Below are 17,425 nucleotides of genomic sequence, written 5' to 3' on the forward strand. Positions count from 1 at the left end.
GCAATGCTCTCGGAGATGGCTGCCGGGTCCTGAGGGGACCCGGATTATCGTTATCTTGGTCATGGTCTGGGAGCGACACGACGCTCACCCATTTCGCTCATTCTCGTTCAGACGCTCTGGCGTTCTTTCCAGCAGTCCACCAGTTCGCGGTAATTGGCGACGACATCGTCGATCAGCGCCTGGTCGTCGGCCTCGCCGGCGAGCCAGCGACGGCTGGGCTCGGCAAAGATCGAGCGCCCCACCGCGAAGCCCTTGCACACGTCGAACCCGGCGCTGTCCATGAAGCCCTTCTTGAGCGTCTCGAGGGGCGCATCGAGCCCCAGCATCACCACGCCGCGACAGTGAGGGGCGCGTCGCGCCAGCAGCACGCTGATGCGCTCCCAGGCCGCGGGGGTCTGCGGCGGCAGCTTCCACCAGTCGGGATAGACGCCGAGGTTGTAAAAGCGCTGCATGGCGTTGAGAAAGGTATCGTCATCGCTTTGCTGATCCTTGGGCGGAATGATCTCGAGCAGCAGCTCGTGCCCGGTCCGGAGGCAGGCGTCATACAGCTCCACCACCTGGCGCTCCTGGGTGCGGCGCAGGTCGAGCTGGTCCTCCGGGTGGTAGAACACCAGGCACTTGACGATGTGCTCGCGAGGCCAGGCGGCCAGTCGGGCACCGATATTGCGCCCGCCTTCCAGCTCGATGGGACGCGAGCTCGGCAGCTCCACCGGGCGGCCAATCCACCAGCCGCGCCCGGTCACGTCATTGAGTGCATCCTGACCGTAGGTGTCGTCGATCAGCACGCCCATCTGGCTGTCACCGATATGTCCGGCGCCCTGCTCCGCCGCCTGCACCAGCAGCCGTTTCAACGTCTTGATCCTTCCGGGGTCGGCGCCAACCTCCCGGGCCATGTCGTAGAATTGCTTGCGATGGTCGAAGGCCAGCACGCACAGATCCGACCACTGCGTCGGGCTACGCTGGGTGGTGACCCGGTGCAGGTGGTTGAGCCGCGTGTCCAGGTCGGGACGCGGGATATCCTCGGCGCGACTCAGGTAGTCGTCGAGTTCCTCGCTGCTGGGAATCGCCGGGGCACAGCCGTGGCGGGAGACCACCAGGGCCCCGCAAGCGTTGGCGTAGGCACAGCTTTGCTCATGACTTTCGCCGTTGAGCCAGCCGCGCAGAAAACCGCTGAGGAAGGCGTCACCGGCACCCAGCACATTGAGCACCTCGACACGTACCCCGGTGAATACCTCGAACTCGGACTCGCTGTCGGGAATCTCACCGTCGAGCACGGTGCAGCCCTGCGCGCCCAGCTTGAGCACGATGGAGGCATCGCTCAGCTCGCGAATGCGCTTGAGCGCGGTGATGGTGTCGGTGCTGCCACCGGCGATGTGGACCTCTTCCTCGGTGCCGACAACCAGGTCCAGGTCCGGCAGAATGGTCTGCAGGTGGGCGCTGACACCATCATCGGAGATAAAGCGGGTCTCGCCGTCACCCAGCGAGGTCAGGCCCCACAGCACCGGACGATAGTCGATATCGAGAATCACCTTGGTGCCGGCCGCCTTGGCGTATTCGATGGCGGTCTTGCTGGCCTGATAGGTGCCGTCGGTGGAGAAATGGGTACCGGTGATCAACAGCGCCCGACTGGAGGCGATGAACTCGGGATCCATGTCATCGGCACTGATCGCCATGTCGGCACAATTGTCGCGATAGAAGATCAGCGGAAACGTGTCCTGATCCTTGATGCCCAGGATCACCAGACCGGTGAGTCGTTCCTGGTCGGTGATGACCTGACTGACGTCCACGCCCACCCGGGCCAGTTCCTCGCGTACGAAGCGCCCCATGTGCTCGTCGCCGACCCGCGTCAGCATGGCAGACTTCAGCCCCATGCGAGCGGTACCGTAGGCGATATTGGCCGACGAGCCGCCGAGGTACTTGTTGAAGGACGACATGTCCTCGAGCCGGCTGCCGATCTGTTCGCCGTAGAAATCCACGGCCGCTCGGCCCAGGCAGATTAGGTCCAGCGTCTTGTTGGTGGTCATGGCGTCACCCTGGTGTGGTCACGATAAGCCGTGCTCTGCCCGTGACGGGCGTCCCGACGACTTTGGATTGTTCGTTCTATTTGAATCCATGATAGAACTGATATTCCACTCGTTCAATCTCTGGAACAGCCGATTCAGTTCATCTTTGGTCGTAGCAGTGTCCGGGAAACACGGGAGCCTGCCGTCACGCTCCCGGGCGGCAAGTCGCCCCGCCCGGTGGCGCCGGACAGGGCGTGGAGGTAGCGCGGCCAGGACGAGCCTCAGCGTGGGTTGAAGTAGGTATCGACGTAGCGCTGGATTTCCTGGCGCATAAAGCGCGAGGAGTCTTCTGCGCGCTCTTCCCAGGCGAACACACAGGCGGTCATGATGCCGTCGAAGCCGACCTCGGCCAGCGTCTTGAAGAACAGATCCCAGTCGATCTCGCCCTGGCCGATATCCAGATGCTGGTGGATGCGGGCGGTGGAGCCCGGCGGATTGATGATGTAGCGCAGCCCCGACGATCCCTTGTGATTGAAGGTATCCGCCACGTGGACGTGGGCCAGCACCGGGGCGCTGTCACGGATCATCTGCGCCATGTCATCGCCAAAGTGGAAGGTATGGGGTGCGCAGTAGAGAAACTTCACGTTGTCCGAGTCGATGGTACGAATCATGTCCACCGCCGGGTGCAGCGTCTCGACAAAGTCATCCGGGTGTGGCTCGACGTTGAGTTGGATGCCTTCGCGCTCGAAGATCGGTACCAGCTCCTCCATCGAGCGCCACCAGGCGGCCTCGCTGGATTCGGTGGTGGCGCCGCCATGGCAGCAGGCTGAGCAACTGCCACGCTCGGGGTGCGGGCCACGACCGAACTCGGAGTTCATGGTGTCCACCCCCATTTCCACCGCCACCTCGATGGCCTTCTTCCAGTACTTCACCGCCGCCTGGCGCTCGTCTTCGTGGGGACTGGCCCAGCGGAACATCGGCAGCAGCGAGGCGATCTCGACCTCGCTGTCCTTGAGCGCCTGCTTGAAGGAGCGCAGGCGGGACGGGAACACCCGGGGGTGGACGAACCAGTCGAAGAAGTCATCCCGGGGCGACAGCTCGAGATAGTCGTATCCCAGGTCCTTGGCCAGGCGCGGCAGCTTTTCCAGGGGCACGTGGCGATGCATGAAGGGGTCGAGGGCGATTTTCATGGAAGTCTCCTTATCATTGTTCACGCTCAGGTTCAGGACGTTGTCACTGAACCAGGTGGGTGGCGTTCAGCACGACACGGGCGGATCGCAGCGTGGTCAACCGCGATGGATGTGGCGGTCACAGCGGCGATTCAGGCCACTCCATCGCGGATGACGTCAATGCTGCGCGCGAGGGCATCCGCCGGATCCTCAAGCGCGTGTACCGACTCGGCGAAGGGCTCGAAGGACAGGTAGCCGCGATAGCCATCGGCGAGCAGGCGACGCACCTGTTCGACGTTGTCGAGGCGATCGCCCTCACCCACCAGCACCCGGTCGCCGTCGAGCATGGCGTCGAAGGTCAGCGTCGGATCCTCGACGCCGGACAGGTGAACCAGGCCGGTGCGCGCGGCGAACAGTGACTCTTCACCGGCCCCTCGATGGTGAAAGGTGTCGTGCACCAGCGAAAAGCGCGCCGGCTCCGATGGCCCCAGGATGGCGACGGCCTCGTCGATGGCGGCCAAAGCGTCAGCCTTGAGTCGCAACGACGAGCGAGGAAAGCCCAGTGGCTCGACGAACCCCACGAGCCCATGACGAGCCAGGATTGGTCCCAGCTCCACCAGCGCCTTGGTCACATCGGTGGCTGTTGGTGCATCTTCGGACGCGGCGACCAATGGACACAGCACCAGACCCCGGGCGCCCGCCGCCGCTGCCCGTTCGGCAAGGTGCTCGGCCTGAACGGCACGCTCCTTGTCCCACACATTGAACGGATACAGCGCATTGACGCTGAGCACGCTCAGACCCAGCTCCCGGGCCAGCTCTCCGGCGGCAACGGCCTGCTCGAGGGTCGCCAGGCTGTTGTCGCCGACGTCGTTGCGCAGCTCCACCGCGTCGATGCCGAGCTCGGCGGCCAGGCGCATCAGCTGCTCGATGGAGTAGCGAGGACAGACCATATGGTTAAGGGCAAAGTGCAGTGATCGAGATGGCATGGGGCGCTCCCTGAGCCGAGAAGAAGGTGCCGGAAACGTCACATCAGAACTGTTTGCAACCGGTTAGGTCGCACTTTAGAACAAAAATTCCCAAGGTCAAATAGAGGGAATGTTTCCTCCTTAGATGCCTTGGCATTCAGCTGATTGTGGCTTTTTCCCGCTAATCAATCATCTGGGCTCGGCTTCGAGCCCACGAAGACCGGCGGCGTGGCCGCAACTTGTCGACCAAAGTACAAGGCGACCCTCCCCCTCCAGGGGAACAATGATAGCCTTGGCACTGAATGAAACGTTCCATTCGAACGTTCTATACTAAAGCATAAATGGAATTTTTATTCCCAATTGACTAGGGTGATCCCAGACGACGGCCAACGCTGGGCAACACCCTGCAACCGAGTGAACCGCCATGGCAGAGCTACCTCAGGATTTCAGCGCGCTGGAAGCGCAGATCACCGAGCAGTACCCCGACCTCAGCCGTCGCCTGCAGCAGACGGCGCGTTTTCTGCTCGATCACCCGCAGGAAGTAGCCTTTTCCACCGTGGCGAGGCTGGCCGAGCAGGCGGGCGTCACGCCGTCCACGCTGATTCGCTTTGCCAACAGCCTTGGGTTCAAGGGCTTCTCGGACATGCAGAAGCTGTTTCGCTCGCGCCTGGTGGATGAGTTGCCCAACTACTCAGAGCGCATCCACGCGGTGCGCTCCGCCACCGGTGAGACCCCCAGCGGCTCTCAACTGCTGTGGGAATTTGCCGACGCCAACCGGGAAATGCTCGAGCAACTCCCGGGGCGTACCGACCCGCGTCAGCTGGAGAGCGCGCTGGACCTTCTGGAAGGCGCCGAGGCGGTGCACCTGATGGGCATGCGCCGCACCTTCCCGGTGGCAAGCTACCTGCAGTACGCACTCAACCACGTCGACAAGCGCTGCTTCTTGATCAATGCCCTGGGCGGTATGCATCAGGAACAGGCACGGGCCATCGGTCCCCGCGATGCCCTGCTGGCGGTGAGCTTCTCGCCCTACGCCTCGGAAACCCGCGAAGTAGCCGAACAGACCCGTGATAAAGGCGTGCCGGTGGTTGCCATCACCGATTCCACCCTGAGCCCGCTGGCCCGCGTCGCCGACGTGACCCTGGTGGTACAGGAAGCGGAAGTGAAGAGCTTCCGCGGCCTCACCGCCACCCTGTGCCTGGCCCAGAGCATGGCCATCGCCCTGGGCGTGCGCCAGGACAGCGCCGCCGACAAGGGCTCGTCTCCCGAGGCCCCCGCCTCGGGCTAGCCGCCAGCTCGCCCCTCGACACCCTGGCCCGCCCACGCCCCGCGCCCTGCGCGACCGGGCAGGCCATCAACAGGAGATCCTGTCCATGACATCGCTTCTTGTACGCCCCCAGAGCCCCGACGCCGACGGCAAGGTGCTGGAAGTCACCCCGCAATCCGCTGGCTGGGACCACGTCGGCTTTCGTGTCCACCGGCTGCAAAAGGGCCAGCGTCTGAGCGGCGAGACCGGCTCACGCGAACACTGCCTGGTGCTGTTGAGCGGACGTGCCACCGTCGCCGGCGCCGGCGAACGCTGGGTGGACATCGGCGAGCGCATGGACATCTTCGACAAGGTGCCACCCTACTCGGTCTACCTGCCCGATGGAGCGGACTTCGAGGTCGAGGCACTGACCGATCTCGAGATCGCGGTGTGCAGCGCACCGGGCCACGGCAACCACAAGGCCAGACTGATCGCGCCACAGCAGGTCAAGTGCTCCACCCGCGGCGGCGGCACCAACACTCGGCATATCCACGACATCCTGCCGGAGACCGAACCCGCCGACGGCCTGCTGGTGGTCGAGGTCTACACACCGCCAGGCAACTGGTCGAGCTATCCGCCCCACAAGCACGACGTCGACAATCTACCCGAGGAGTCGATCCTCGAGGAAACCTACTACCACCGGCTGAATCCGAGCCAGGGCTTCGCCTTTCAGCGGGTCTACACCGATGACCGCTCGCTGGACGAGACCATGGCGGTAGACAATGGCTGCTGCGTGATGGTGCCTCGGGGCTACCATCCGGTGGGTGCACCTCACGGCTACGAGCTTTACTACCTCAACGTGATGGCCGGTCCCAAGCGCGAATGGAAGTTCAAGAACGACCCTGAACACGAGTGGATCGTGCAGCAACAGTAACCGTACAAACTCCGCCGATTCCGGCAGCCCAGGTAAGGGCTGGCGTCATCGGCGGACCAAGGAACGTCTCTCTCTTTGCCCCGCCACCGGCGGGGCTTTTTTATGGTGCATCGCTTCCCTTTTCCGCCAGCCGCAGGCATGTCAGCCGCGGACAGGCCATCTTGGCAGCACCCTTGACCAGCATATTCATATCGCTAACGACTGATGGTCTGCTTCAGCGCATCGATCGACGACTGGATACCGGCCTCGGTGGACATGGTGAAGTCCTCCATCTCGAGGCTGACCCAGTCGTTGTAGCCCTGCATCCGCACCACCGAGAAGAACTCCTTCCACCACTGAAGATCATGTCCCGCCCCCACCGCCACATAGTTCCAGGCGCGATTGGCGACGTCGGTGACCTCGGCGAGCTCGAGCAGACCGTTGACATCGGCCAGCCCCCGCTCGATGCGGGTATCCTTGCCGTGGCAGTGGTGGATGGCATCGCCCAGTGCCCTGGCCGCGGCGATCGGGCAGGCCCCCATCCAGAAAAGGTGCGAAGGGTCCAGGTTCATGCCGACCTTGGGCCCGATCTCGTTACGCAGGCGAAACAGGGTCTGGGGGTTCCACACCAGCATCGCCGAAAAATTTTCCAGCGCGAATCGCTCGACACCGACCTCATCGGCCAGCCTCACCAGGCCGTGCCAGTAGGGAAAGGCGCAGTCTTCCCACTGGTACCGATCGCGCTCGGGCATCTCATCGGGCCAGCTCTTGGTGTAGACGAGCCAATTGGGCACGCTGTCCCCCGGCGCCGCCGCCGGCAGGCCCGACATGGTGACGATGCGCTCGACCCCGATCTCACCGGCAAGCCGGATGGTCTTTTCGATCTCACCTCGGTGGCGCTCGCCGAGTTCCCCCGGGTCGAGCGGATTGCCGGAACAGTTCAAGGCGGCGATCTTCAGTCCCCGGGCGTCGATCTCCTTCAGGCGTGAGGCCAGCAGGCTTCTATCGGCGAGCAATTCGTCGGCACGAAAATGTGGCGCCGGCGACCAGCCACCACCGGTCATCTCGATACCTTCCACCCCGAGCGCCACGCACTTGTCGAGCATCTCGGTAAAGCTGAGATCCGCCATCACATCGGTACAGATGGAGAGCTTCATGGCATTGTCCTGTCATATGGCTGTGTGGTTTCGCCGTTGCTTGGGTGGACGCATCGGCGGCGGCGCGGGCACAAAGGGCTCTTCCGACGGCGACCTATGCCAACACCTCAAGAGGGTCAACACCGTCATCCGACCCGATGCAACCGGTTGCAAATAGGCCAGCACGAGCCTAGTATGGAATGAAAAATTCCGTCAAGGAGCATCGATGAATATTCGTTCCGATCGCGACCAAGGTCGCAAGGTGACCTCCGCCCAGGTGGCCGAACGGGCCGGTGTCTCCAAGTGGACGGTGTCGCGGGCCTTCACTCCCGGCGCCTCGATCTCAGAGAATGCCCGACAGCGCGTGATGGAGGCCGCCGAAGCCCTGGGCTATCGCCCCAACCTGCTGGCACGAAGCCTGACCACAAGACGCACTCAACTGATCGGCGTCGTCGTCGATCAATTCGCCAACCCGCATACCCAGGCGATGCTGAATGCCGCCACCCTGGCGCTGCAACAGCGGGGCCAGCTGTCGATACTCTTGAATATTTCACCACCGGTGCGCTCCGGTGAGCTGCTCGATATCGCCGAGCGCTTCCAGGTCGACGGGCTGTTGTTTCTCGGCACGGTGCTGAGCGAGGACATCGTGCGCTTTGCCACAGAGCGCCAGCACGTGCCACTGGTGCAGCTGTTTCGTACCACCGAGGTGGACGGGGTGCAGATCGTGGCAATTCAGGAGCATGCGGCTGGCGCCGAAATCGCCCGGCTGCTGCTCGGCGAAGGTCATCGACGGCTGGGCTATCTGGCCGGCCCCGACAGCGGCAGATCACGACTGCCCCGTCTCGACGGCTATCGCCAGACGCTTGAGGATCACGGCCTGACCCTGGCAGCCACGCTGGCTGCCACGGATTATCGCCACGCCCTGGGGTATCAGGCGATGCACGACTACCTGCAAAGGACACCGGCGGCACAGCGCCTGGATGCGCTGTTCTGCGAAAACGACATCCTTGCCATCGGCGCCCTCGATGCCCTGCACCAGGCCGGCCTCGACGGACAGCTGGCGATCGTCGGCTTCGACGATATCGAGCTGGCCGCCTCACCGCGCTACCGTCTGACAAGCTACCAGCCGAACCTCGATGCGGTGGTGGACAGCGCCATCACACACCTGCTAGATCGACGTATCCCAGGTGACCCAACGCTGCTCCCAGGCCGGCTGGTGGTGCGTGACTCTCATCGCTTTGCTGGAAAAGATTGAGTCACAAGCCCAGAGCCCCGGGGCTCACACCTCCTCGACGTAGACCGTGCGCCCCTCGCGACGTGAGATATCCGCCGCCTCGGCCAACCGCAACGCTTCGACACCGTCCGTGATGCCGGCGCGGGGCGCGCGGCCTTCCCGCCAGCTCTGGTAGAAGTCGTCGAGCTCTCGGCGATAGGCCTCGGCGTAGCGCTCGAGAAAGAACCAGCGCGGCGCTTCCTCCAGTTGGCCCTGCTTGCCGACGAACTTGAGTCGGGTGTCGCACTCGTTCTGGGCCTGCAACATGCCGTCACTGCCGAAGGCCTCGATGCGCTGGTCGTAGCCGTATACCGCACGCCGAGAATTGCTGATGGTGCACAAGCGCCCCGAGGCGGTCTTCATCACCACCACCGCGCTGTCCACATCCCCGGCCTCGCCGATGGCCGGGTCCACCAGACAACTGCCGCTGGCGTAGACGCTGACGATGGGCTCATCGAGCAGCCAGCGGGCCATGTCGAAGTCGTGGATCATCATGTCGCGGAACAGCCCACCGGAACCCTTGACGTACTCGAGGGGCGGCGGCTCGGGGTCGCGACTGGTGATCGCCAGCGTCTCCAGCTTGCCGATGCGGCCCTGCCCCAATTGATCCTTGAGCGCCGAGAACTGCGGGTCATGGCGACGATTGAAGGCCAAGGCGCAGAGGCTTTGCGCCACGCGCTCGGCGGTCGCCCGTGAAGCCGCCAGGTCCAGGGCGATGGGCTTCTCGCACAGCATTGCCTTGCCTGCCGATGCGGCGCGCTCCAGGTAGTCGATATGGGTCGCGGTGCTGGAAGCGATCAGCACGGCGTCGACCTCAGGGTCCTCGAACACGTCATCGATATCCCGAGCCCGGGAGCCGAAGTCCCGCGCCAGGGTCTCGGCGGCCTCGGGGTAGGCATCCACTACCGCCGCCAACGTGACCTCGGGATGGGCGGCGATGGACAGTGCGTGCACCCTGCCGATCCTTCCTGCTCCGATCAATGCCAGTTTCATCCTCTGCTCCTTGTATCCATGTGCATTGCCGCGAAGGGGTATGCCTTGGTGGCTTTCAGGCGCAAGCCATTACCACGATCAATCGTCGATCGACAGCGAGACCCCAAGCCTGTTGCCCAGCCTACGCAAAAAGGAACAAACATTCCGCATAGACCAAAGTATAGAATTTTTGAATTGTTAATTTTTCCCTTGGAATCTACATTTCATAACACGACGAATCGAAACATCTGTCCGCGAGTTCGAAACCCGTCCATCACCACCGCGGACATCTCCGCCCCTACAACAAGACGACCCTCACAAGGAGTCACCATGAGCACCACCGCCTCTCCCACCAGCCAAGATAAGGACGAGCGTCTTGCCCACGTCAGTCCGCTGAAGAAAGCCCTGCACCGACCGGAGTTCGGCTCCGTCGCCGGCGCCCTGCTGGTCATCGTGTTCTTCGCCCTGGTTGCCTCGGGCACCGGCATGTTCTCCGGCGCCGGGGTGATCAACTTCCTCGAAGTCTCTGCCCAGCTCGGCATCCTGGCCGTGGCGGCGGCGCTGTTGATGATCGGTGGCGAGTTCGACCTGTCGATCGGTTCGATGATCGGCTTCGCCGGCATGTTGATCGCCATCCCCGCGGTGCAGTACGGCTGGCCCATCTGGGCGGCGCTGTCCTTCGCCTTCGGCTGCGCCCTGGCGATCGGCGCCCTGAACGGCTGGCTGGTGGTCAAGACCGGACTGCCATCCTTTATCGTCACCCTGGGCTTTCTGTTCATCCTGCGCGGGGTGGCTATCGGCATTCCCCGCCTGATGGCGGATCGCACCCAGATCGGCGGGGTCCATGACGTCATCGGCAACGACTGGTTCGCGGCGCTGTTCAGCGGAGAGGTCGGCGAGGGCTTCTTCCTCTGGCTGTCCGAGATCGGCGTAATCGGTACCAACTTCGCCGGCAATCCCACCGTCAGCGGCATCCCGGTCTCCATCGTGTGGTGGCTCGGCCTGACCGCGCTGGCCACCTGGGTGTTGCTGTTCACCCGCTTCGGCAACTGGATCTTCGCCTGCGGCGGCGACAAGGAAGCGGCACGCAACGTCGGTGTCCCGGTCAATCTGGTCAAGATCGTGCTGTTCATGTTCACCGCCTTCGCCGCCTGCGTGTTCGCAGCCCTGCAGGTGATGGACACCGGCTCGGCCGACTCCATCCGCGGCATCCTCAAGGAGCTCGAGGCGATCATCGCGGTGGTCATCGGCGGCGCCCTGCTCACCGGTGGCTATGGCTCCGCCATCGGCGCCAGCTTCGGTGCGCTGATCTTCGGCATGGTGCAGATGGGTATCTTCTATACCGGCGTCAACACCGACTGGTTCCAGGTATTCCTCGGCGCGATGCTGCTGATCGCGGTGCTGTTCAACAACTACGTGCGTCGCAAGGCGCTGGAGGCCAAGTAATGAACGCTCCCGTCCCGATGATCGAAATGCGCGACGTAGCCAAGCACTTCGGCAGCGTGATCGCCCTGAGCGGCATCTCCATGAAGGTTCACTCCGGCGAGGTCATGTGCCTGCTCGGTGACAACGGCGCCGGCAAGTCGACCCTGATCAAGACCCTCTCGGGGGTCCACGTACCGACCCACGGCGAGTTCCTGGTCGACGGCAAGGAGGCCCACTTCAGCTCGCCCTCGGATGCCCTCGACGCCGGCATCGCCACGGTCTTCCAGGATCTGGCGATGATCCCGCTGATGTCGATCACCCGAAACTTCTTCATGGGCCGCGAGCCCACCAGGGGCTGGGGACCGACCCGTCGGGTCGACTGGACGTTCGCCGATCGCGTCGCCAAGGAAGAGATGGCCAAGATCGGTATCGATGTGCGCGATCCGGCTCAGCCGGTCGGCACCCTTTCCGGCGGCGAGCGCCAGTGCGTAGCCATCGCCCGGGCGGTGTACTTCGGCGCCAAGGTGCTGATCCTCGACGAGCCCACCTCGGCGCTCGGGGTCAAGCAGGCCTCGGTGGTGCTGCGCTACATCGCCAAGGCCCGCGCCGATGGCCTGGCGGTCATCTTCATCACCCACAACGTGCACCACGCCTATCCGGTGGGTGACGCCTTCACCATCCTCAAGCGCGGCTCCAGCTTCGGCACCTTCCGCAAGGACGAGGTCAGCCGTGAGGAAGTGCTCAACATGATGGCCGGTGGCGCCGAGCTCGAGAGCCTGGACGCCGAGCTTGCCGAATTTCAGCGCGCCGACGGCAACGGCCAGGCGGCCTGAACAGGGAGAGTTTCCATGCAAGATCGTTCATTCAAAGGTCAGGTGGCCATCGTCACCGGTTCCACCCAGGGACTGGGCGAGGCGGTGGCTCGCCACCTGCTGGGTCGTGGCCTGTCCGGCCTGGTCATCTGCGGGCGCCAGCGGGACAAGGGTGAAGCCCTGGCTCGCGAGCTCGAGGGTCTGGGTGAGGACGCCAAGGTGCTGTTCGTGCCCACCGACATGACCCGGGTCGACGACTGCCGCCGGCTGGTGGCCCAGGCCGACGAGGCCTTCGGGCGCATCGACATGCTGATCAACTGCGCCGGCAACACCGAGCGCGGCACCCTGCTCGACACCGACGAGGCCGCCTACGACCGACTGTTCGCGGTCAACACCAAGGCGCCCTTCTTCCTGATGCAGGAAGCTGCGCGGCGAATGATCCGCGACGGTATCGAAGGCCGCGTGGTCAACATCCTCAGCATGTCCGGCCACGGCGGCCAGCCCTTTATCTGCGCCTACAGCGGCAGCAAGGGGGCGCTGGCCACCCTGACCCGCAACGCCGCCTACTCGCTGCTGCGCAATCGCATCCGCGTCAACGGCCTCAACATCGGCTGGATGAACACCCCGGGCGAACACCGCATCCAGACGGATACCCACGGCGCCGAGGATAACTGGCTGGAAGCGGCCGCCCGCGCGCAGCCGATGGGGCGCCTGCTGGAGCCTGAGGAGGTCGCCAGCGCGGTGGCCTTCCTGGCCAGCGACGCCTCGGGAATGATGACCGGGACCATCGTCGACATGGACCAGAGCGTGCTGGGCTGTCACGACAGCGCGCCGCAGCCGCCCGCCGCCATGCGCTGGCCTGACTGAGGAGGACAGACGGTGGAGCATTTCATCGATCGAACCCAGCTGGATGTGGCCGCCTTCGAGGCCCTGGTCCAATCGACGACCAATGCCGAAGCGCTGCCCCAGGCCGAGCGCATCGTCTCCGGCATTCCGCTCTACCGCGCAAGCCATGCCCTTGACTGTCTCGCCGACCCGCAGCGGCGGCGCAGGCTGCTTGACGAGTGGCATCACTGCCTGCTGGACGGTCCCGGGGTGCTCGCGATCACCGGGATGATGGAGCGGACCACGGTGGACCGCGCCAGCGAGAGCTTTCTTGCGCTGATCGAAGCTGAACGGGGACACGGCCAGCAGGGCGACCATTTTGCTGCGCCGGGTGCCAATGATCGCCTGTGGAATGCCTTCCAGAAGCACGGCGAGGCCGATCCGGAAGGTTTCGTCGACTACTACGCCAATCCGGTGCTGGCACTGGTAGCCGAGGCCTGGCTTGGCCCGGGCTACCAGATCACCTCCCAGGTCAACGTGGTCAAACCGGGCGGTCGTGCTCAGTTGCCTCATCGCGACTATCACCTGGGTTTTCTGAGCGAAGCACAGGCGCTGGGCTACCCGCTGTCGCTGCAGGTCGCCTCACAACACCTGACGCTGCAGGGCGCCGTGGCCCACGACGACATGCCGCTGGAAAGCGGGCCAACCCAGTTGTTGCCTCACTCCCAGCGCTACCCGGAAGGCTATCTGGCCTACCGCGACCCGGCCTTCCAGCAGGTGTTCGCCCGCCATCGCGTTCAGCTACCGCTGACCAAGGGCGACGGCCTGTTCTTCAACCCGGCGCTGTTTCACGCCGCGGGCGACAACGACAGCCAGGACCTGCGGCGCATGGCCAACCTGCTGCAGATCTCCTCGGCCTTTGGCCGTGCCATGGAGAGCGTCGACAACACCCGCCTGGTGCGCGCCGGCTTTGCCGCGCTAAAGGCCCGCTTCCAGCGCGATGGCTGGACAGCGGCGATCCGCGCAGGTGTGACCGCCCTGGCCGAGGCCTACCCGTTCCCGGCCAATCTTGATCGCACCCCACCCCAGGGCGGGTTGGCCCCCCAGAGCCAATGCGAGTTGCTGACACAGGCCCTGGACGAAGACTGGGACGCCGACCGCCTGGACCGGGCACTCGACCGGATGGCGCAGGACCGACGCGCCTGAATCGCTGCATCAACGTGACACCCCTGAGCACGATCACCCGCAACACCAACAACAATCGGAGTACAGCCATGAGCAAGACCACCGACAAGACCAGCGCAACACACACCGGGATCAAGCGCCCCAATCCGTTCTCCAGAGCCATCACCGGCGCCCTGGTCGCTGGCGCCATGGCGCTGTCGGCGAGCCAGGCGGCCGTTGCCCAGGACGCCGACCCGCTGAAGTTCGTGGCGATCACCCATATCGTCGCGGCGGACCCCTTCGGCAACGTTCTCAAGCGCGGTTTCGAGGATGCCGCCGAGGAGATGGGAGTGGAGCTTCTCTATAACTCTCCGGCCCAGTACGACACCTCCCAGATGCTGAGGATGATCGAGCAGGCGATTGCCACCCAACCCGATGGCCTGGCGCTGACCATGCCCGATGCCAGCGCCTTCGCCGAGCCGGTGCGCGAGGCCATCGCCGCCGGCATTCCGGTGGTGGTGCTCAACACCGGCGAAGAGATCGCCGGTGAGATCGGCGCACTCAACTATGTCGGTCAGAGCGAGTACCGCGCGGGCAAGATGGCCGGTGAGCGCATGAAGGAAGCCGGCGTCGAGAGCCCCATCTGTATCAACTTCGCCCCCGGCCAGTCGCAGCTTGATGCCCGCTGCAAGGGCTTTACCGACGCCTTCGACGGCAGTGCCGAACAGATCTCCACCACCCAGGATCCCACCGCCATCACCAATGCCGTGCTTGCCCACCTCAACTCGAGCCCGGACACCGACGGCGTGCTGAGCCTGGGATCGCTGGCCACCGACCCGCTGATCAACGAATTCCGTAGTCAGGGCGCCATGGGCCAGATCGCCTTCGCCACCTTCGACCTGTCCGCAGAGACACTGGAAGCGGTTCGCGATGGCGAGATGCTGTTCGCCATGGATCAGCAGCAGTACCTTCAGGGCTACCTGCCGATCATCTCGCTGGCGCTGTACAACCGCTACGGCCTCAAGCCCACCAACAATATCCAGACCGGGCCAAACTTCATCACCCAGGAAAACGCTGAACAGGTCATCGAGCTGACTCAGCAGGGCTATCGCTAAGCGGCCACCTCATCCAATGGCCATCCGCCACCATGGCAAGGCCGGCGACTCACCGAGCAGGCCTTGTCGGTACTGACCATCCACACCTCGCCCGCCCTTCATGGGCGGGTTCGCTTGACAGGAGCATCATATGAAAATCGGCCTCGTCACCGACAGCCTGGCCAATATGTCACTGGACGACCTGCTCGCCTTCTGCGCCGAACAGGGCATCGAGTGCGTGGAATTTTCCATCGGCAACTGGTCGGACTCGCCCCACCTCGACGCCGCTGCACTGCTCGACAGCGACGCCGCGCGCAAGGACCTCAAGGCCAGGCTCGCCCACCATGGCGTCACGATTTCCGCCTTCAACGCCAACGGCAACTCGCTGCACCCCACCGACGGCGAGCGCCAGCACAGGGTGGTCGAGCAGGCCATCGCGCTGTCCCGTCACTTCGAGGTGCCCCGGGTCAATCTGATGTCGGGCCTGCCTGGCGGTGGCCCGGATGACCGTTTCCCCAACTGGGTGACCGCCGCCTGGCCACCGGAAACCGCCCAGATGCTCGACTACCAGTGGAACGAGGTCGCGCTGCCCTACTGGCGCAAGCTGGCCGACCACGCCCGCGGCGAAGGCATTCGTGAACTATGCCTGGAGATGCATGGCAACCAGCTGGTCTACAACCTGCCGGGCTTCCTGCGCCTGCATGGCGAGATCGGCGACATCGTCGGCCTCAACTTCGATCCCAGCCACCTTCTGTGGATGGGCGCCGATCCCATCGAGGTGGTCCAGCGCTACGCCCGCCACATCTACCATGTTCACGCCAAGGACACCGCGCTCAACCCGGCGGCGGTGGGCCTGACCTCCCGTCTGGATAACCAGCCCATGGGCGATTTCCGTGATCGCGGCTGGTCCTACGTGACCCTAGGCTACGGCCAGAAACTCGAGTGGTGGAAGGACTTCTGCTACTGGCTGCAGGCCGGGGGCTACCAGGACGGCGTGCTGAGCATCGAGCACGAGGATATCAACCTGTCGCGCCGGGAGGGCGTGGTGCGCTCGGTGGAACTGCTGCGCGCCTGCATGCCCAGCGAAAAGCCCGACTACGAGCTGCCCAACGCCAACTAGGCCACGCCGGTGATCGCCCGGCTCGACCAGCCTCACCATCCCCGGCCGACGTGACCGACGTGGCCCACCAGCGGAGACAAGCGAATGCCCAAGGCGCTCAACATTGGCCTGATCGGTAGCGGCTTCATGGGTCAGGCCCACGCCGATGCCTATCGCCGTGCCCGCACCCTTTACCATGATCTGCCGCTGCGTCCTCGCCTGGTCGCCATCGCCGACCAGGGCGATCAGGCCGCCAGGGCCGCCGCCGAACGGCTGGACGTCGAGCGCGCCTACGGCGACTGGCGGGAGCTGGTCGCCGACCCGCAGGTGGAGGTGGTGGACATCACCTCGCCCAACGCCCTGCACTTCGACATGGCGATGGCCGCCATCGACCATGGCAAGCACGTCTACTGCGAAAAGCCCCTGGCCATGAACGATGACCAGGCGGCGAAGATGGCCGAGGCGGCCCGCGCCCGCGGGGTCAAGACCATGGTCGCCTTCAACAACATCAAGACGCCGGCGGCCCTGCTCGCCAGGCGGCTGATCGACGAGGGTGCCATCGGCACACCGATACGCTTTCGCGGCACCTTCGACCAGGGCTTCTTCAACGATCCCGAGCTGCCCTGGTCCTGGCGCTGTTCGCGCCAGCAGGCCGGCACCGGGTCGCTGGGCGATCTGGGCGCCCACACCATCAGCGTCGCCCAGTTCCTGATGGGCGATATCGAGGAGGTCTGCGCCCAGAGCCAGATCCTGTTTGCGACCCGGCCCGTGGTGGATGGAGCCGGCGAGGGTGCCGGCTACGCCAGCAAGGCGACCGCAGGCGCCGAGCGTCGCGAGGTCGAGAACGACGACCAGACCCAGGCGCTGGTGCGTTTCGCCAGTGGTGCCGGCGGCGTGATCGAAAGCTCTCGGGTGGCCGCCGGCAAGGTCTTCGGCATCGGCTGGGAGGTCAGCGGCAGCGAGGGCACCCTGGTGATGGACGGCGAGCGCTTCAACGAGCTCAAGCTCTTCCGCTACGCCGACCGGCGTGAGGATCGCGGCTTCAAGACCCTGCTGGCGGGCTCCCAGGTGCCGCAGTTCCGCGCCTTCTTTCCGTTCGACTACGGCGGTGGCGGCATCGGCTACTTCGACGTCAAGGTGATCGAGGTCCACGACCTGGTCCAGGGCATCGCCTCATCTGCCGGCTGCTTCCCCGACTTCGCCTTCGGCCGCCACAACCAGAATATCCTCACCGCCATCGACGTCTCCTGCCAGGAGCGTCGCTGGGTATCGGTGCCCGCCCCCCAGCAGCGCTCATCCGCACAACTCACACCCTGACCGCAAGGAACC

Annotated in this window: 15 protein-coding genes; 10 read left to right on the forward strand and 5 right to left on the reverse strand. The window is 64.5% G+C overall.

Annotated elements, in window-relative coordinates:
- Window positions 1–107: 107 nt before the first annotated feature.
- From iolC to KUV74_RS09315, 3 genes are all read right to left on the reverse strand, one after another.
- Window positions 108–2,024, reverse strand: coding sequence for a bifunctional 5-dehydro-2-deoxygluconokinase/5-dehydro-2-deoxyphosphogluconate aldolase (gene iolC, locus KUV74_RS09305; protein WP_222516194.1), 1,917 nt, complete (start codon window positions 2,022–2,024; stop codon window positions 108–110).
- A gap of 260 nt (window positions 2,025–2,284) precedes the next feature.
- Entirely contained in the window at window positions 2,285–3,193 is a 909-nt protein-coding gene (locus tag KUV74_RS09310) for a sugar phosphate isomerase/epimerase family protein (protein WP_045993154.1), read from the reverse strand.
- A 131-nt stretch (window positions 3,194–3,324) separates the two neighbouring features.
- Window positions 3,325–4,158, reverse strand: coding sequence for a TIM barrel protein (locus tag KUV74_RS09315; protein WP_222516195.1), 834 nt, complete (start codon window positions 4,156–4,158; stop codon window positions 3,325–3,327).
- Window positions 4,159–4,561: 403 nt separating this feature from the next.
- Here KUV74_RS09315 and KUV74_RS09320 point away from each other — a divergent pair, with 403 nt between their 5' ends.
- Window positions 4,562–5,425: a MurR/RpiR family transcriptional regulator gene (locus KUV74_RS09320; protein WP_045993152.1), complete on the forward strand. Its 864-nt coding sequence runs from the start codon at window positions 4,562–4,564 to the stop codon at window positions 5,423–5,425.
- 85 nt (window positions 5,426–5,510) lie between these two features.
- Window positions 5,511–6,317, forward strand: coding sequence for a 5-deoxy-glucuronate isomerase (gene iolB / locus KUV74_RS09325; RefSeq protein ID WP_222516196.1), 807 nt, complete (start codon window positions 5,511–5,513; stop codon window positions 6,315–6,317).
- A gap of 194 nt (window positions 6,318–6,511) precedes the next feature.
- Here iolB and KUV74_RS09330 read toward each other — a convergent pair whose 3' ends face one another.
- Complete coding sequence (locus tag KUV74_RS09330) at window positions 6,512–7,453, reverse strand: sugar phosphate isomerase/epimerase family protein (RefSeq protein WP_222516197.1); 942 nt, start codon at window positions 7,451–7,453, stop codon at window positions 6,512–6,514.
- 205 nt (window positions 7,454–7,658) lie between these two features.
- Here KUV74_RS09330 and KUV74_RS09335 point away from each other — a divergent pair, with 205 nt between their 5' ends.
- Complete coding sequence (locus KUV74_RS09335; protein WP_045993149.1) at window positions 7,659–8,687, forward strand: LacI family DNA-binding transcriptional regulator; 1,029 nt, start codon at window positions 7,659–7,661, stop codon at window positions 8,685–8,687.
- 24 nt (window positions 8,688–8,711) lie between these two features.
- Here the strand turns inward: KUV74_RS09335 and iolG are convergent, their stop codons facing one another.
- Window positions 8,712–9,698, reverse strand: coding sequence for an inositol 2-dehydrogenase (gene iolG, locus KUV74_RS09340; protein ID WP_222516198.1), 987 nt, complete (start codon window positions 9,696–9,698; stop codon window positions 8,712–8,714).
- A 309-nt stretch (window positions 9,699–10,007) separates the two neighbouring features.
- Here iolG and KUV74_RS09345 point away from each other — a divergent pair, with 309 nt between their 5' ends.
- From KUV74_RS09345 to KUV74_RS09375, 7 genes are all read left to right on the forward strand, one after another.
- Window positions 10,008–11,123, forward strand: a complete 1,116-nt coding sequence (locus KUV74_RS09345; RefSeq protein ID WP_045993147.1) for an ABC transporter permease — start codon at window positions 10,008–10,010, stop codon at window positions 11,121–11,123.
- On the forward strand, window positions 11,123–11,935 hold the full coding sequence (locus tag KUV74_RS09350) for an ATP-binding cassette domain-containing protein (RefSeq protein WP_045993146.1): 813 nt from the start codon (window positions 11,123–11,125) through the stop codon (window positions 11,933–11,935). The genes KUV74_RS09345 and KUV74_RS09350 overlap by 1 nt, the downstream gene beginning before the upstream one ends.
- Before the next feature lie 15 nt (window positions 11,936–11,950).
- Complete coding sequence (locus tag KUV74_RS09355; protein ID WP_045993145.1) at window positions 11,951–12,781, forward strand: SDR family oxidoreductase; 831 nt, start codon at window positions 11,951–11,953, stop codon at window positions 12,779–12,781.
- Between the two features lie 12 nt (window positions 12,782–12,793).
- A complete protein-coding gene (locus KUV74_RS09360; RefSeq protein WP_222516199.1) occupies window positions 12,794–13,945 on the forward strand; it encodes a phytanoyl-CoA dioxygenase family protein in 1,152 nt (383 codons plus the stop codon).
- Between the two features lie 68 nt (window positions 13,946–14,013).
- Window positions 14,014–15,018, forward strand: coding sequence for a sugar ABC transporter substrate-binding protein (locus KUV74_RS09365; protein WP_124805062.1), 1,005 nt, complete (start codon window positions 14,014–14,016; stop codon window positions 15,016–15,018).
- Between the two features lie 130 nt (window positions 15,019–15,148).
- Entirely contained in the window at window positions 15,149–16,117 is a 969-nt protein-coding gene (locus KUV74_RS09370) for a sugar phosphate isomerase/epimerase family protein (protein ID WP_124805061.1), read from the forward strand.
- 84 nt (window positions 16,118–16,201) lie between these two features.
- Window positions 16,202–17,413: a Gfo/Idh/MocA family protein gene (locus tag KUV74_RS09375; protein WP_222516200.1), complete on the forward strand. Its 1,212-nt coding sequence runs from the start codon at window positions 16,202–16,204 to the stop codon at window positions 17,411–17,413.
- Window positions 17,414–17,425: the final 12 nt, after the last annotated feature.

Origin of the sequence: Halomonas sp. DP1Y21-3 (assembly GCF_019801245.1) — a bacterium.
GTDB classification, from domain to species: domain Bacteria; phylum Pseudomonadota; class Gammaproteobacteria; order Pseudomonadales; family Halomonadaceae; genus Halomonas; species Halomonas litopenaei.